Source organism: Streptomyces sp. WMMB303 (assembly GCF_029351045.1).
Taxonomy (GTDB): domain Bacteria; phylum Actinomycetota; class Actinomycetes; order Streptomycetales; family Streptomycetaceae; genus Streptomyces.
The window spans coordinates 20929-35801 of sequence record NZ_JARKIN010000003.1; the positions used below are offsets into that span (position 1 = coordinate 20929).

Consider the following 14873-nt stretch of genomic DNA (forward strand, 5'->3'; position numbering starts at 1 on the left):
GGTCACCTCGCTGACACGACTCGTTGCCTGGTAGCGGGAGTCGTTGCTTGATCGGCCGTCCCCGTTGGCCCGGGGGCGGCCGATTTTCTTTCTAAGCCACGGCCGCCCCCTCTCCGAAGATCAAGTTGGCGGGCCTGAAAACAGGTACGAGGTCAGTCCTCACTCGGTGCCTCCTGGGTGGCGGCCGGGTACTTCTCGGCCAGCCGACGGAGGAGGTGCGCGTACTTCAGACGGTTGCCGCGGTGGGGCTTGGTGAGTCCCGCCTCCCACCGAGCGACTGCGACGCGCCGGACGCCTATGGCGTTGGCGACTTCGGTCTGGGTCAGTCCGGCGGCGACTCGCAGCTGCTGCCGAACGCGCGGTGAAGGAAGAGTGTCGGCATCCACCAGGGCATCGACGCGACGCAGCGGATCCGACATCGGAGCCTCCATCCCAGGAAACAGTACTGGAAAAGATACACGAAGTGATCTCTCATTCGAAGCCCGGTAGGGTCCGTTTCCGTGTCCCGCCTCGCGCTCTTCGATCTGGATGGCACGCTGGCTGACCGGCAGTCGGCCTTCAGCGACGCCGTGGCCGGCCTGTGCCGCGCGCACTCCTTCCCACCGGACACCGAGAACTGGCTGCTCACCGAGCTTGCCGATCGCGCGAACGCCGACGACTTCGTACGGCTGCGCGCCACCTTTGATCTGACAGTGCCCGGCGTGCAGCTGTGGCAGGAGTACGTCGAGCTCATGGCGGCCGCCGTCACCTGTCGCCCCGAGGTCCTCAAGGGCCTGGCCCGCCTGCGGGCGGCCGCATGGACGATCGGCGTCATCACCAACGGGGCCGGCGACATCCAGCGCGCCAAGCTCGCCGGGACCGGCCTCGCCGACCTGGTCGACGGCGTCGCCGCCTCGGGCGACCTGGAGATCCGCAAGCCCGACCTGCGCCTTTTCAAACTCGGGGCCACCCGGTGCGGCGTCAGCCTCGCGGACGGTGGCTGGATGGTCGGCGACAACCCGACCGGAGACATCGGCGGTGGCCACCGGGCTGGGCTGCGCACCATCTGGCTGCGCGGCAGCCCTTGGCCCGACGGACTCCCCGCCGCGCACCACGTCGTCGACGACGTCACCGACGCCATCACCATCCTGCTCGCAGAGACGGAGTAGCACCGTGGACCAGCCGACCGTCGGGATCCTCCACCCCGGCAGCATGGGTGCCGCCGTTGCCGCCTGCGCCGCGACCAACGCGGCCGACGTCCTGTGGTGCGAGACCGGGCGCAGCACCGCTTCGGTGGAGCGCGCCACCCGCCACGGGCTGACACCAGTGGCCACGCTGACCGAGCTGCTGGACCGCAGCGACATCCTCATCAGCCTCTGCCCGCCGGCCGCGGCGGAGAACCTGGCCCGCGACGTCGCCGGGCACGGCTTCGCCAGGGTGTACGTGGAGGCGAACGCCATCTCCCCCGAGCGGACGCAGCGGGTCGCCCTGCTGCTCCCGGACGCGATCGTCGTTGACGGCGGTGTCGTCGGCTCCCCGCCGGTAGGCGGCAAGTCGCCGACCTTGTACCTGTCCGGGCCCGCTGCCGCGACCGAGCGCATCGAGGCGCTGTTCGCGGACACCGCGGTCTTGGCCGCGGTGCTGGGCACGGAGGTGGGGAAGGCTTCTGCGCTGAAGCTGTCGTACGCCAGCTTCCAGAAGACCTCGCGGGTGCTGGTGGCGCTCGCCGTCGGCATGGCCCGCGAGCACGGCGTCGACCAGGAACTCATCGAGGTCGCCTCCCGGCGCACCGACTCATACCTGTCCGAGCCGCAGTACGTCGCCAAGACCGCGGCCCGCGCCTGGCGCTGGGGCCCCGAGCTCGAAGAGGCTGCCGACGCGCTCGCGGCCGCCGGTCTTCCGCCGGAGATGCTGCGTGCGGCCGCGTCCACACTGGCCTGCTGGAACGACGCCAAGGACAGCGAGCTCACGCTCACCGATGCCCTGGACCGACTCGCCCAGCCGTAGCCCGCCCTCATGCTGTCGCCGCCCCTGCCCGCTGCGCCAGCAGCTGGTCGATGAGCCGCGCCGCTTCCTGCGGAGCCGACACCGTGGTGTCCACGCTCAGGTCCCAGACCATGCCCTGGTGCGCGTCCAGGTCCTCGCGGGTCGCATCCCACGCCGCCAGCCGCGCCGCGGTGTCGCTGTCGCCGCGCCCCGCAGACCGCTGCTCGGTCACCTCGCGCGGGCACCACAGCAGCACCACCGACCAGTCGGCCGGATAGCCGCCGACCAGCGCTCGGATGCCCTCGACCTGCCCGAGGTGCACCACCGGTACCCCGGCTGCGAACGCGGCGTCCAGGCCGGGCCGGTCGATGGCGTACGTGTTGCCGTACCTGTGGTTCGCGTAGACGACGTCGCCCGCAGCCTCCAGCTCGCGCAGTTGCTCCGTCGTGCCCATCCGGTAGCCGGCCGACTTGCCCGTCCCGACCTTGAGCCGCGCGAATTGCGCGTACCTGGGATGCAGCACGCTGAGCGCGGTGGTGACGGTGTCCTTGCCCGAGGCCGGCGGGCCGTACAGGAGCACACCCTGCTTCGGGTTCACGTGTACATCATCCCCGTTGCATGCCGGGCCTGGTCCGCGAGCGTCACTGCGGTCCCCAGCCGGTTGTCGACGACAAGGTGGGGCATCGCCGGGCGCAGGTCGAGGTCGATCGTGGCCATGTACTCGTCCCACCGCTGGAGCTTCCACGCGTCCCGGGCCGCTGAGCGGAATCCGATGTACTCGCGCATCGACTCTTCGTCGCAGCGAACCCACACCGGGAAGACGTCGACCCCCATCGAGCCCGCGCGGTTGGCGAGGCGCTGCATCCAGTCCGAGTCGGTCATCTCGGAAATGAACGGCGCGGTCAACACCGTGGAGATGCCGCACTTGATGTTGGCCATTGCCGACTGCATCAGGCAGTCGTACTCCACGGGCCGGACCTTCTCGCGGTAGAGCTTGGTGTGCCGGTCGTTCGCGTCGCCGCCCAGCGCGACCAGGAGACGTTCCACGAGCGGGCGGGTGAGCGGGTCCTTGTCGAGCAGCGGCCAGCCTGTGAGCTGAACGAAGAAGCGGGCGAGCTCGGTCTTACCGCTGCCCGCGAAGCCGCCGACCAGGATGAGCACGGGACGGTGAGGGTCGCCCCCTGTGTGACGGCGCTTCCACGCGTCAATGATCCGCTGCTGCAAATCGAAGTGGTCGGATTCGTCGGAGCCCGGCGCGATGCGGTGAATGGCGCGCTCAACAGCCAAGACGTGCGAGCCGTTGAAGCGGTCATCCATCGGCGTGAGCTTGAAGGACGTCTCCTCCCCCGGCAGTGCGGCACGGAAACCGAGGTCCGGTTCGGTCGCTCGGTACAGCAGGCAGTAGGCGCGCCGGTAGTGCGGACCGGGGTAGACCTCCCCCTGCTCGTGCTGCCACAAGGTCTGCGGATTCGCAGCGGGAATGCCCTTGAGCTTGGCCCGCTCAGCGACTTCTCGGAGCCGCTCGCCGGCCTTCTCCAGGGTCAGGCCGTGGGCCTCGCGCTGCTCCCGCAGCCGGTCTGGCCTCCACCCAGCGCGCTGCTTCCCCACCCTCTGCCCCTCCGTCATCGTCATGGCCGCGAGCTTAGGGCTCGGGCTGCAAATCGCATGTATACGCGGATGTTGAAAACGCGTGAATGGCGGTGCGTACGAGCTTGGACATGTCCCCGTGATGGTTCGTCCCGCCTGGCCCGAGTGTGATGGCCCTCACGAGATCAGCCGACGGGAGGAAGGTCATGGCACGTGAGGTGTTGTCAGTGGTCGTCGTCACCACTCCCGTAGCCTTCGCCGAGTCGAGCACTCGCATGGCGTCGGATGGAGTAGCCGATCTCGAATTCCTCGGCGCTCATCCTGGTGTCGTTCAGCTCGACAACCTCGCCGTTGGAGCTGGTCGTGACTCGCACGACGCGCAGCAGCGGAACGCCAACGTCGGCTGGGAGGTCCAATGCCTCCGCCTCTTCGGGCGAGGGCATGCGGGCGGAGACACCTTCGCTCCAGCGGAGGGGACGATGGCCCATCTCCTCCAGGCGGTCGTAGATTCCTCCGGGGCCTGTGTCGGCCTCTGCGAGTCGAGTTCCTCGAGCGAGTTCAGCCGGCAGGTAGCTGGTGGCCAACTGCTTCGGCTTCCTGCTCTCGGGGTCGCCCATCACGCGGTCACGAACGAGGACTTCGGATCCGGTGGGGATGGACATGAGGACAGCGAGATCGACCGGCACGATGCCCCAACGCAGGGTGGGAGGCTCCAAGGCCACCCACGGTTGGGCAGTCGGGTCGAAGTAGTAGCCGATCTCATCGCGGAAGACCTGGCGGGAGCGCGTGATGCGCCGCTTCTCATGGCGTTCTCGCACGATGGTTCCTCTGCGGCGCACCGCGACGACCAGACCCTCTTGCTCCAGGAGCGAGATGGCGCTTCGCACGGTCTGGTAGCCAGCGCCGTACTGGGCTTGGAGCTCGGTGAGCATCGGCAGCTTGTCGCCCGGCGCGAATCGCCCCTCGCCGATCTGCTGTCGCAGGTCAGCGGCGATGTCGCGATACGAGACGGGCATCGGAGCCACCTTTCAGAGTGCTACGGGGATCTGATTCTAGGGCTAGCTCTATCAGGCGGCGATGGGCAAGCACAACCGATCGACACGAATAGGGCTATCGCTATTGACGCGGTGGCCCGACATGGTCTCTACTGGGCGATAGCGATAGCCCTAACGTTCCGTTGAGCAGGGGTTACGCCCCTCGGCACCACCGCAAGACCGCAGTAGTCGTCCGCCCTTCGGGGCGGCCGGGGTAGCCCTCAGCTCGCTGAGGGCACGTCATCAGGCGAGCTGAGGACGCGAGAGCACCATCGAACTCCCCCGGAGCCTGACGGCCGCGACGAATGCATGCACGTCGCAGCGCTGTGAGCTGTCTGTCCTCCAGGCCCTGCCTGGCCTGGAGGGCGGAGAGAGCATCGCGATCCGCGCCCCCGCCACTCCGTAGGAGTTCAGATGTCTGCTTCGCCCCTCGAGCGCACCGCCCGCCCCCGCCGCAGCCGGACCCGCTCCCGCACCGTCAACGCCCGCCCGGCGCTGGCCCTCTCCACTCTCAAGCCCCACCAGTACGACCTGCATCCCGCCTGCGCTTCGCTGGTCTGCCCCGACTGCAAAACGTGGGTACCGATCACCGGCCTCCAGACCAAGAAGCCCAAGGTTGTGCCGCACGACACCGGCCGTGCGGGCAAGGACGCCGCCGCCCGCTGCCGCCTGGGCAGCAACCGCCTGGTCACGGTCGACGTCACGGCCCGGATGTGGCAGGAGCGCCTGGCGGACGGCCACGCGGAGACCAGCCACCAGCGCCCGAGCCGCGTCACACGCAAGCCGCGAACGGCGCCGGCGCCCGCTGTCGCTCAGATCGCCGCCCGGAAGACGAGCAGCGAGCCCGGCGACGGCCGCCCGACGTGGCTGGTCCGCGAGATGGGCTGGGCATCGACCGCAGCGGCGGTCCGCGACACCGACACCCGGCGCGCGCAGCTGCCCGACGGTGAGGCGCCGACGGAAGGCCCGCAGCTTCCCATCGAACCTGTCCGCATCACAGCCTGACCAGCAATCAACCAGCCCGGCTCTCTGGAGGAGACATGCCGTTCCTGCTGACTCTTGCGCTCTTGTCACCGCTCCTGTTCCTGACGCTGGTGGTGCTCTTCAAGCGCCCCGCCGCGCCTCGCCGCTGACCCTGGACGAGCGACCACGGCCCCGGCCACCCCGCAGAGGGGTGGCCGGGGCCGTGGGCTGTTCGTACGAGGTACAGCAGCCGAGTTCCGGCCCGCCAGGCCGGAAGAACAAGCGCGGCGCCCCGGAGATGCACCTCCGAAGCGCCGCATCACACCAGGAAACCGCGGAGGAAACCTGTGCTGTCCATGATGTTGGCACACCCGCCCGCCCCTGTCGCGGCCGGGGACGAGACCGAGCCCGAACCCCAGCACGAACGCGACACCAGCAACCCGGACTCGATGCCGGAGCTGCCCCGTCGCCTCCCGCAGACGGGGACCGCCGCCGAGCGGCGCCTCGGCCGGCACCTCCTGGACGCCGTGCGCGCTCAGGACGAGCGCATCCCCGCCGAGCGGCGCGTCCCACGCACCGTCGCGGAGATGCGCGCCCGCCTCGCGAGTCAGGGGGCGATCTGATGCGAAGCCGCATCCGCTTCCTGGCCCGCCGTCTGGGCCGCACGCAGTGGCAGTGCGCCGTCTGCCGGATCGAGGTCGACGACTACCTCACCCGCTGCCCGATCCAGCACTGAGGAGGAGCAGATGAGCATCCCCTTCGCGCTCCTCCGCGCCGATGGCGGTGAGGACGAGGACACGCGCCGCCTCAACCGCGAGATGGAGGACCCGGCCCCCGACTGGGAGCTGTAGCCCGCACGTGACCGACGACCTCATACGCAGGGCCCGCACCGCACAGCACCACGCGGCGCGGGCCCTGCGCACACACGGACTCACCACCCACACCCACCGCCTGCTGCATCGCGCCGCACTGCTGGCGCGCGCCGTGTGGGCCGCGGGCCACCCCGTCACCGCCCTCCACCCACCACCCGCCGACCGGAAGGACCCCACCCCATGCACAGCGCAGCCGACCTGCAGATGCGCTACGCCACCCGCATGAAGGCGTTCGTCGCCGCCCGCCTGGGCACCGACTACCGCCTCACCACACAGCTGACCGAACAGGTCTGGGAGCGGCTGCGCTCCAGCCCGCCCAAGCTCCCCACCGGTGACGCGGAGGTGTTCAACCGGCTCGCGCAGACGGCCCGGGAGACCATCGCCTCCCACTACCTGGCGGCACGCACCCGCTCCCAGCCGGCCACCCCTACGGCCCCTGCGCCGCTGCTGTCCACGACCCGGCTGGGGGTGGCGGCCTGATGACGCACCAGACCACCACTCCCCACACGGCTCGGCAGCCGCGCGACCAGCTGCGGGAGGCGCAGGCGGTCCTTAAGTCTGCGGGTGCCCGCACCCACTCCCCCTCCGACCGGCTCGCCTTCGCCCTGGACCAGGCGCTGCTGGAGCACCCGGAGCGTCTCGCCAGGGCGGCCGACTACCCCGGCTGGATCCCCGGACGCCGCCGCTGACTGCTGCCCGATCCGCCTGCCCCGTTGCGGGCGGTGAGGGGAGCTGGACAGAACCCACTCCCACCGACCGTGCCGGTCGGTGCACTTCGTCGAATCGGAGACACACATGTCCCCTCAAGCTCAAGCAGCTGCCCCGGCGCAGGCCGGCCTGCTGCCGCTCCCGGCCCGCCTGGAGGCCGAGGCCGCCGCGACGGCGGAGCTGCTCGCCTCCCAGCGACAGCCCTGGCGTGGTCTGTCGGGTGAGCTGGTCACCGCAGAGCAGGTGGTCACGCACCTGGCCGACACCCTGGCCCTGCTGGAGCGGGTCGGCTGGAGCGAGACCCCGCACCACAGCGGCCCGAGTCCGGTGGACGAGCTTTCGGAGACCTCCTCGGTCCGGCAGATCCTGCGCGCGGCCGTCTGGGCACTCAAGGACTTCGCCGGATCAGGCGACCAGGACGGGCCGATGACGTTCGCCTACGCCCTGCACCGGGCGGGCGACACCGACACCTGGAGCGCCACCACCACCGTGCTGGAGACGGCGCTCAAGGCCCGCACCGGCGCGCGCTACGCGAACCCGGCGTCCTGGGCGCAGCGGCGCGGTCGGACGCTGGAGGATCTGCGGGAGCTGGCCGCCGTGGCGGCCGAGGCCGCCCGCCGCACCGGCCCCCGGGAGGCGTGATGACCCCGACGCAGCGCAGCTGGCGCCTGGCCGGCCAGTTCGCGGCCGCCGCCCTGGCGTTAGTGGTCGTCTGGCAGCTGACCTTCTATCCGCTGCCGTCGTGGCTGCTGGTGCTCACGGCTCTGGCCAGCAGCGTGGGGCTGATGGAGGCGGGGCAGCGGATCACCGATGCGGTGCACACCCGCACCTACCGCTGCCCCGATCCGGCCTGCGCCCATCGCGTGACTCTCATCAACTGCCTTGCGGACGAGCACCGCAGGGAGCAGGAGAACGCCGCCGCGCACCCCTACTACCACTGACACACGAGCGCCCCGGCCAACGTCTTCAACCCGGCCGGGGCGCCCTACCCTGCGAAGGGAAACACCATCATGACCGATACCACTGGCCCTGCGCCTGTGGAACGCACGCTCACTCGCGGGCAGTCCGCGCTGCTGGTGTGCGCCACGCTGCCCATGGTCGCCTTCGGTGCCCTGGGCGGCTGGGGCACCTACACCAACATCACCTCCGTCTTCCACCGCGGCGCGACCGCGATCGGTGTCGTGGCGGCCGGAGAGGGCGCCACGCTCGTGCTGGCGCTGGTGATGGTCGTCTTGACGATGTTCGGCCAGTCCGCGCCCGCCCCGGTGCGCATCGGACTGTGGACCCTCCCGGCCATCGCGTCCGCTGTCGGTGCCGCGGTCGCACCGACGCTGACCGAGCGGGTCGTCTTCGCGGTGACGCCGATGGCGATGTGTGTGGCCGCCGAGGGCATCGGGCTGCTGGCCCGGCGCCTGGTCATCTACCGCACCGGGGTGGACATGGAGGCCCAGCGCCGCAACGCGAAGGTGGTCCAGCAGATTGCCGTGCAGCGTGCGCTGGCCACCAATCACCCCGAGGAGGAGGCCCGCAAGGACGCTGAGCTCAAGTCGTGGAAGCTGGCGAAGAAGGTCGGCCAGGGCGATGACGGGCTGGGGGGGAACCTGATCTCCGTCCAGCGGGAGCGGATGACCGACGGCGCCGACACGGCACTGGCCGACATGTTCGCCTCCGCCGCCACAGGCTCCGGCACACCCGCCCTTCCCTCCGGCGCCGAGCGTGACGGCCACGGCACGGCAGGCGTCACGCCCGCCGCCCTGGAGCGCGGGGCCGACACGGCGACCGTGACGGCCCCGGCACACCGGCACACCCCCGGCACGGGAGGCGGCACGGGTGCGGCACGGGGAGTCACGCAGACCGAGGGGCCTTCCGGCACGGTGGCCGTCACGCCCGGCGGCACACCGCCCGTGACGGGTCACACCCCCGGCGGCGTCACGGACACCGACCCGAGCGGGGAGGCGTCACACGGGGCGCGTGCCGAGACGCTCGCCGGGCTCGCCGCCGTGGCGGGTGTGCCCACACCCGTGACGGGTGCGCAGCTGGGCGACACGCAACTGGCCGTCGTTTTGCGGCACATGCGTCACGGGGAGGACCCGCCCCGCTCCTACCGGCAGGCCGTCGCCTGCTTCCGCGAGGAGGGCTTCGTGGGCAGCGAGAAGCGGCTGCGCAAGACCTGGGGCGCGCTGATGTCCGAGGAGGAGGAAGCCACCACCGAGGCCCGGCACGACGGCCAGGAGGACGAGGACAGCGAGCAGGACGACGACGCCCAGGAGCCCCACAGGCCCTGAGTGCTCCGCGTCCGGCACACGCCAGTGACGGCCGGCCCGCAACCTGCGGGCCGGCCGTCAGTGACGACTGCCGGAAGCAACCGCAGTCGAGAAACTGCAGCGCAGACCCGGTGCGTGACCCGGCGAGCGGCACTGCCGCAGACCCGGTGAGCAGACCCGGCGAGCGCTGCTTCCCACCCGGAATCCGCACCTCTTGGAAGGGAGCACGGCAGGTGGCCGAGGACAGGCCCAGCCCGTGGGAGCAGGCGCCCGAGCGGCGCAAGAAGCTGGCGCACAAGCGGGCCGAGCGGCTGGCGCGGCGGGCCGAGTACTGGGGCAAGCGCCTCGAGGCGGCCCGCCAGATCGGGCCGGAAGCGGTCGCCTCGCTCACGTTCGACCGGGTCCGCGGCGACTTCGACCGGCTGGACGGCGAGCGTCGCGAGCGCGCCTATCTGGCGCTCGCGCAGGCCCTGAACGCGGTCCGTGAGGCGCACGCGGAGTGACCGGGCGGGTTGTGACGGGAGCTGTGACAGGCCCTGTGACAACCGCTGTGACCGGCGAAACCGGCCCGACCCGTGCCCGCATGCGCAGGCGCGTACATGCGCGCGTGAGGCTACGCCGCCCGATAACTCTCCGTCAACACAATCCTGTTGGGGAAGGACACCAATTTCCATGATCGAAGCAACGGTCAGCGCCGCCGCCGGCGGCGCCTGCGCCGGGTCGGCCGCGCTCCTCTACTACGCGGAGAAGCTGCCCGGTCTGAAGAAGGCCACCAACAAACTGCACACCGACCGGGCCCAGGCCCTGCTGATCGCCACCGCTGCGGCCGCGATGGTCGCCACCCCCGCGGGCGCCTGGTGGAACCAGCAGATCAACAGCCTCAACTCCTGGGCCACCGGCCTGGTCGGCGAGTGGACCGGCCTGATCATCACCGGCGTTCCGGCGCTGTTCGTGACGCTGATGTTCGTCAACGACCTTGTCACCAGGAAGGTCGAGATGCGCACCCGCGTCCTGGGCGCGGTCCTGCCGGTGCTGGCCTCCACCATTCCCGGCCCGGTCGGCTCCGGTATCCAAAGCGTCCTGGGCTGGGTGGTCTCCACCGTCGGCAGGCTGGTCGCCGGCGCCTTCGGCATGGCCTGAGAAGGGAGCACGTCGTGATCGAGCTCGTGGTCCTGATGGCCATCGCGTATGCCGGGGCCCGCGGCGTGGAGTCGCTGGCGGGCACCACCGACCGGCGCCACGCCAGCAAGGACGCCGAGAAGACCGTCGCGAAGGTCGCCGACAGCGGCCCGGGCGGCGGCCGCGGCGGCGCGGGGAGGAAGCCGCCCGGCCCCACCGAGCCGGGCGGCACCTTCAGCGCCGCCTCCCCCCGCTCCGCGCAGCTGGGCGGGAAGGCGGCGGTGCCGCTCGCTGTCCTGACCGAGACCGGCGCCACCATGTGGAAGGCCACGCTGGAGGGCTACCGCCAGCGGTGGCCCGAGATCCGCGAGGAGCGGCGCAAGGCGATGGCCGACCGCGCGGCCAGGCGGAAGGCCGACAAGGAAACGGCCGCCGCGAAGAGGAAGGCCGTCGAGGCCGAGGCCAAGGCCGGGCCTCCGCCGCCCTACCCGCCCCCGCCCACCGACCCGCCCCAGGCCGCCGCACACACCAGCGGCACCGGCGGGCAGAAGAGCCCCGGCCCCGAGGAGGGCCAGCAGGACGACGGCCGCCAGGAGGATGACGTCTCTTCGGCGCCGTCCGGCAGTGAGAAGCGGGACGAGGCGGCCCAGGCCCGCGCCGCCGAGGCCGAGAAGAAATCCGAAGCGGCCCCCCAGGCCGCCCAGGAGACGGCCCGCCAGGCCGCGGCCGAGGAGCACGCCCGCGAGGCGGACAGCACCACCGCCGGCACCACCCCCGATGACGGGCGCCGCCACCTGAGCGTGGTGCCCGCCCCCGCACAGAACGGAGACCCCATGTCCTCACCCTCCACGGTCATCCCCGAGATCCGCACCCTGGACGGGCTGATGAACGCCCTGACCCTCACCCAGGCGATGTGCGCGATGCGCGCCGAGGAGGCCGAAGCCATCGCCGCCGACGACCTCACGTTGTCCAACCGGCTCGACCAGATCGAGGCCGAGCTGAACGAGCTGGAGGTCGATGACGGCACCCGGGGGGAGATCGACGCCCTGCGCGAGTCCATCCACGCCCAGTCCCAGTCCGCCGCCCAGTACGGCGCTGTTGCCAAGGACGCCGGCGACTTCGCCGCCGCCACCGCGGCGGCCGCCTACAAGTCCCACGGCGGCATCGCCGAGGCCGTCCAGTCCTCCCCGATCGACTCGGCCGCCCAGGCGGGCTACTACAACCAGTGACCGGCCCGCTCACCATCGGCAGCCGGGTGCGCTACCACGGCTCCCACCACCAGCTCCACGGGAGAGAGTTCACACTCCTGGCCTGCCACGGAGACTGCCCCGGCTGCCAGACTCAGGACCCGGACGAGGAGCCACCCGGCCGCCACTTCCGGCTGGAGGACCCCGACAGCGGCCAGGGCCTGGCCCACGTGAGAGCCGCCAGCATCACCCCGCTCCCCCACACCTGGCCGCAGGACGCTGTCGAGATCACCATCGGCGGCTACCACTACCAGGCATCCCACACCGAGCACGGCGGCAGCCCCGGCGCGCGCGTCGTCCACTTCCACACCGCCGACGGCGGCACCGGCCGTACCTTCTGCCGCCTGCCCGACGGCGCCACACCCCCGATCCGCCTCCTGGACGCGGCCGCGCGCCGCCAGGCAGGAACACCCGACGAGAGGACAGCAGCGACGATGACCATCACCAAGATCCCCGACGTGATCAACCACCGGGCCCTGCTCGACGCCCTCAACTCCATCCGAGCCGAGGTCGAGTCCCGCCAGGAGGACGTCGACAACCTCGCCGCCTGGTCCGGCGAGATGGCCGACCGCATGAAGAGCATCGCCGAGGAGCTCCAGGCCCTCAACGTCGACAGCTACACCGTCGGCAACATGACCATGCTCGGCGACCTCATCGACGGGCAGAAGGCCGCGGCCGGCCGGTACAAGAACGCCACCGACACCTCCGTCACCCAGGCCGCGGCCGCCGCGCGTACCGCGCACCGCAACCACGGCCGCATCCAGGAGGCCGTCGAGGACTCCGGCGTGCCCATGGCCAACAACCGCTTCTACGACGCCGAATAGCCCACCCCAACACAGCCCCTCCGGGCCCCGCCGATCCGGCGGGGCCCGGCCCGTTGTTGCCCAGACACCCCCGAGGCCCGAGTACCGGCCCCGGGGGTGGTGGGGAGCACCGGGCCCACCCGCCCGAACCCTCCCCCCGGCCCCGAGCATGAAAGGGACACCGCCGTGCGCGCCCCGAAGAACCCCTCTCCGCAGTACACCGACCTGGCCGCGTTCGTCGCCGCCCAGACCAACCCCGCCGCGGCCGGGAAGAAGGGCTCGCGCACGCTCAAGCAGTGGGCGTGGGACCACCGCGGCAAGCTCACCCTCGCCACCACCGCCGCGAGCATGGGCCCCGCCGGTGAGCTGCTGTCGGCCACCGGCGACGGATGGAAGACGGCCCTGACCCTGGGCGCGGCCTCGGCTGCGGCCGCCGGTGGCTGGGGCTGGGTGCCCGGCCTGTTCAAGTACCAGGGCATCTGGCGTCCCGCCCGCACCCTGCCCGCTCTCCGCGACCGGTACGTCGGCCTGTCCATGCCCGTCACCGGCTCCGGCCTGCTGACCACCATGGCCGCGACCGGCGGCCCCGAATGGGGCGACAACCCCTGGTGGGGCTTCTCCCTGGCCTGGTCCCTCGGGTACGGGACCTGGGCCTGGAAGCGTTGGGGCCAGCGCCCCACCAGCGGCCCGGCGCTGGCCCAGCAGATGCTCGACTGGATCGAGTACGCCGCCACAGCCGAGGGCCCCTACCCCAAGAGCAAGCTCGTCTCCCCCCTCGCCACCCGCGACGGCGGCTGGACAGCCGAGGTCCACATGCCGCGCGGCAAGAGCTTCAAGATCCAGGCGCTGGACGATGTGCTCTCCGCCCTCGGCATCGACGACCCCGACCTGATCGCGCTGGAGAAGACCGGTCCCCGCAAGGGCCGCATCACCGTCTTCACCGAGAACCCGCTGAAGAAGGGCACCCTCTTCGGCGACAGCCACGTCCTCGATGCCGAGACCGGACTGGCCCCCATCGGCGTCTACTACGACGGCGACCCGGCCCACTACCGCTTCTTCCAGCCCGGGTCCGGCGCCGTCCACTCCTTCGTCACCGGCACCACCGGCTCGGGCAAGTCCCGCCTGCTGGACGCCCTGCTGGGCATCGAGCGCCGCAGCCCGCTGGTCTGCTCGATCGTCATCGACCCCCAGGCCGGGCTCTCCCTGCCCGACTGGCCCGACGGCGTCGCCTGCTTCGCCCCCGGCAACGAGCTGGGCATCGTCACCCTCCGCGCCGTCAAGGCCCTCATGAAGGAGCGCTCACAGCGCTACAACCGCATGAAGTGGACCGACGAGAAGGGCCGCACCCGCGTGGGCCGCGCCTTCTTCGTCCCCGGCGCCCCCGACCCGCTCATCTCCCTGACCCTGGACGAGGCCCACGACCTGCTCAACGACCCCGACCACGGCGAGGAAGCCGTCGCAATCATCGGCGACCTCGCCAAAGAAGCCCGCAAGGTCGGCATCAAAATCCGCATCGCCAACCAGTCCCCCAACGCGAGTGAGCTGGGCGGCGAGACCCTCATCCGCGACCTCCTCCAAGGAGGCAACAACGCCGTCCTGCGCTCCGGCAGCCGCGCGACCGGCAAACGCGCCGCCGGCACCGCCCTCGGCGACATCGACCCCGGCGCCATCCCCAAGGAATTCAACGACGGCACCAACACCGGCGGCCTCGGCTACCTCGCCGGACCCGACAACCGCTCCGCCATGTGGCGCGCCCCCAACGTCGAGGACGCCTACGGCCTCGCCCACGAAGGCGAGACCACCGGCATCGAGCAGGAATCCATCGACGCCCTCCCCCTCGTCCGCCACCTCCTCGAGGAACACGCCCTGATGCTGCGCCTGCGCAACGCCGGCCAGCAGTACACCTACGACCCCGACCGCTTCACCGACACCCCCGCCCGGCCCCAGAAGCCCAGCACGGCGCCCGCCCCCTCCATGGAGAAGGCAGCCGCCGACCGCCCGGTGCCGGACGCCGTCGAGCCGACCGGCCCCGGCCTCTCCGAGACGGCCCGCCAGATCGTGGCCTTCCTCCACCAGCACGGCAAGCCCGTCGCGCCGGCCGTCATCTCCAAATCCCTCGGCATCCCCGGCCCCCGCGTGCGCACCGCCCTGAGCCGGATGAAGGACGACCCCACCGTGCCCGTCACCAACCTCGGCCACGGCGCCTGGACCCACCACGACCACGCCCCCGACTACCAGACCGCCGCATAACCCACACCCCGCGCGCCCGAGGGCAGCCCCCGCGGTGCGTGCGCCCTATCCCGCTCCAGCA

General features: G+C 71.4%; 18 protein-coding genes. 14 read left to right on the forward strand and 4 right to left on the reverse strand.

Translation table 11 applies throughout. The features are described from left to right. Positions 1 to 152 precede the first annotated feature (152 nt). Entirely contained in the window at positions 153 to 419 is a 267-nt protein-coding gene (locus P2424_RS30345) for a helix-turn-helix domain-containing protein (protein ID WP_276479255.1), read from the reverse strand. A gap of 81 nt (positions 420 to 500) precedes the next feature. On the opposite strand from P2424_RS30345, the gene P2424_RS30350 reads away from it, so the two are divergent. Together P2424_RS30350 and P2424_RS30355 are read left to right on the forward strand one after the other, a co-directional pair. Then, complete coding sequence (locus tag P2424_RS30350; RefSeq protein WP_276479256.1) at positions 501 to 1148, forward strand: HAD family hydrolase; 648 nt, start codon at positions 501 to 503, stop codon at positions 1146 to 1148. Between the two features lie 4 nt (positions 1149 to 1152). Next, positions 1153 to 1986 carry a DUF1932 domain-containing protein gene (locus P2424_RS30355; protein ID WP_276479257.1) on the forward strand — a complete coding sequence of 278 codons (834 nt, stop codon included), beginning with the start codon at positions 1153 to 1155 and terminating at the stop codon, positions 1984 to 1986. A gap of 7 nt (positions 1987 to 1993) precedes the next feature. Here the strand turns inward: P2424_RS30355 and P2424_RS30360 are convergent, their stop codons facing one another. The 3 genes from P2424_RS30360 to P2424_RS30370 all read right to left on the reverse strand — a co-directional run bounded on the left by P2424_RS30360 (position 1994) and on the right by P2424_RS30370 (position 4568). Further along, complete coding sequence (locus tag P2424_RS30360) at positions 1994 to 2563, reverse strand: guanylate kinase (protein ID WP_276479258.1); 570 nt, start codon at positions 2561 to 2563, stop codon at positions 1994 to 1996. Continuing rightward, positions 2560 to 3597: an AAA family ATPase gene (locus tag P2424_RS30365; protein ID WP_276479259.1), complete on the reverse strand. Its 1038-nt coding sequence runs from the start codon at positions 3595 to 3597 to the stop codon at positions 2560 to 2562. The genes P2424_RS30360 and P2424_RS30365 overlap by 4 nt, the downstream gene beginning before the upstream one ends. 179 nt (positions 3598 to 3776) lie before the next feature. Then, complete coding sequence (locus P2424_RS30370; RefSeq protein WP_276479260.1) at positions 3777 to 4568, reverse strand: GntR family transcriptional regulator; 792 nt, start codon at positions 4566 to 4568, stop codon at positions 3777 to 3779. 432 nt (positions 4569 to 5000) lie between these two features. On the opposite strand from P2424_RS30370, the gene P2424_RS30375 reads away from it, so the two are divergent. The 12 genes from P2424_RS30375 to P2424_RS30430 all read left to right on the forward strand — a co-directional run bounded on the left by P2424_RS30375 (position 5001) and on the right by P2424_RS30430 (position 14812). Then, positions 5001 to 5591, forward strand: coding sequence for a hypothetical protein (locus P2424_RS30375; protein ID WP_276479261.1), 591 nt, complete (start codon positions 5001 to 5003; stop codon positions 5589 to 5591). Between the two features lie 305 nt (positions 5592 to 5896). Further along, positions 5897 to 6172 (forward strand): hypothetical protein, encoded by a 276-nt coding sequence (locus P2424_RS30380; protein ID WP_276479262.1) that lies wholly within the window; start codon positions 5897 to 5899, stop codon positions 6170 to 6172. Positions 6173 to 6601: 429 nt separating this feature from the next. Next, complete coding sequence (locus tag P2424_RS30385) at positions 6602 to 6901, forward strand: hypothetical protein (RefSeq protein ID WP_276479263.1); 300 nt, start codon at positions 6602 to 6604, stop codon at positions 6899 to 6901. Beyond that, positions 6901 to 7110, forward strand: a complete 210-nt coding sequence (locus P2424_RS30390; RefSeq protein ID WP_276479264.1) for a hypothetical protein — start codon at positions 6901 to 6903, stop codon at positions 7108 to 7110. The genes P2424_RS30385 and P2424_RS30390 overlap by 1 nt, the downstream gene beginning before the upstream one ends. A gap of 106 nt (positions 7111 to 7216) precedes the next feature. After that, positions 7217 to 7771: a hypothetical protein gene (locus tag P2424_RS30395; protein WP_276479265.1), complete on the forward strand. Its 555-nt coding sequence runs from the start codon at positions 7217 to 7219 to the stop codon at positions 7769 to 7771. Continuing rightward, on the forward strand, positions 7771 to 8070 hold the full coding sequence (locus P2424_RS30400) for a hypothetical protein (RefSeq protein WP_276479266.1): 300 nt from the start codon (positions 7771 to 7773) through the stop codon (positions 8068 to 8070). The genes P2424_RS30395 and P2424_RS30400 overlap by 1 nt, the downstream gene beginning before the upstream one ends. A 69-nt stretch (positions 8071 to 8139) precedes the next feature. Next, a complete protein-coding gene (locus P2424_RS30405) occupies positions 8140 to 9414 on the forward strand; it encodes a hypothetical protein (protein ID WP_276479267.1) in 1275 nt (424 codons plus the stop codon). A gap of 212 nt (positions 9415 to 9626) precedes the next feature. Then, positions 9627 to 9896 carry a hypothetical protein gene (locus P2424_RS30410; protein WP_276479268.1) on the forward strand — a complete coding sequence of 90 codons (270 nt, stop codon included), beginning with the start codon at positions 9627 to 9629 and terminating at the stop codon, positions 9894 to 9896. A 169-nt stretch (positions 9897 to 10065) separates the two neighbouring features. Continuing rightward, entirely contained in the window at positions 10066 to 10533 is a 468-nt protein-coding gene (locus P2424_RS30415; protein WP_276479269.1) for a hypothetical protein, read from the forward strand. A gap of 14 nt (positions 10534 to 10547) precedes the next feature. Continuing rightward, positions 10548 to 11741 carry a hypothetical protein gene (locus P2424_RS30420; protein WP_276479270.1) on the forward strand — a complete coding sequence of 398 codons (1194 nt, stop codon included), beginning with the start codon at positions 10548 to 10550 and terminating at the stop codon, positions 11739 to 11741. Beyond that, positions 11738 to 12583, forward strand: a complete 846-nt coding sequence (locus P2424_RS30425) for a hypothetical protein (RefSeq protein WP_276479271.1) — start codon at positions 11738 to 11740, stop codon at positions 12581 to 12583. Before P2424_RS30420 ends, P2424_RS30425 begins: the two co-directional genes overlap by 4 nt. Positions 12584 to 12748: 165 nt before the next feature. Then, on the forward strand, positions 12749 to 14812 hold the full coding sequence (locus P2424_RS30430; protein ID WP_276479272.1) for a hypothetical protein: 2064 nt from the start codon (positions 12749 to 12751) through the stop codon (positions 14810 to 14812). Positions 14813 to 14873: the final 61 nt, after the last annotated feature.

Coding starts and splice junctions, on each gene's coding strand:
- P2424_RS30415 (WP_276479269.1), top strand. CDS start 10,066: ATGATCGAAGCAACGGTCAGCGCCGCCGCCGGCGGCGCCTGCGCCGGG.
- P2424_RS30375 (WP_276479261.1), top strand. CDS start 5,001: ATGTCTGCTTCGCCCCTCGAGCGCACCGCCCGCCCCCGCCGCAGCCGG.
- P2424_RS30370 (WP_276479260.1), bottom strand. CDS start 4,568: ATGCCCGTCTCGTATCGCGACATCGCCGCTGACCTGCGACAGCAGATC.
- P2424_RS30390 (WP_276479264.1), top strand. CDS start 6,901: ATGACGCACCAGACCACCACTCCCCACACGGCTCGGCAGCCGCGCGAC.
- P2424_RS30395 (WP_276479265.1), top strand. CDS start 7,217: ATGTCCCCTCAAGCTCAAGCAGCTGCCCCGGCGCAGGCCGGCCTGCTG.
- P2424_RS30365 (WP_276479259.1), bottom strand. CDS start 3,597: ATGACGATGACGGAGGGGCAGAGGGTGGGGAAGCAGCGCGCTGGGTGG.
- P2424_RS30385 (WP_276479263.1), top strand. CDS start 6,602: ATGCACAGCGCAGCCGACCTGCAGATGCGCTACGCCACCCGCATGAAG.
- P2424_RS30400 (WP_276479266.1), top strand. CDS start 7,771: ATGACCCCGACGCAGCGCAGCTGGCGCCTGGCCGGCCAGTTCGCGGCC.
- P2424_RS30345 (WP_276479255.1), bottom strand. CDS start 419: ATGTCGGATCCGCTGCGTCGCGTCGATGCCCTGGTGGATGCCGACACT.
- P2424_RS30405 (WP_276479267.1), top strand. CDS start 8,140: ATGACCGATACCACTGGCCCTGCGCCTGTGGAACGCACGCTCACTCGC.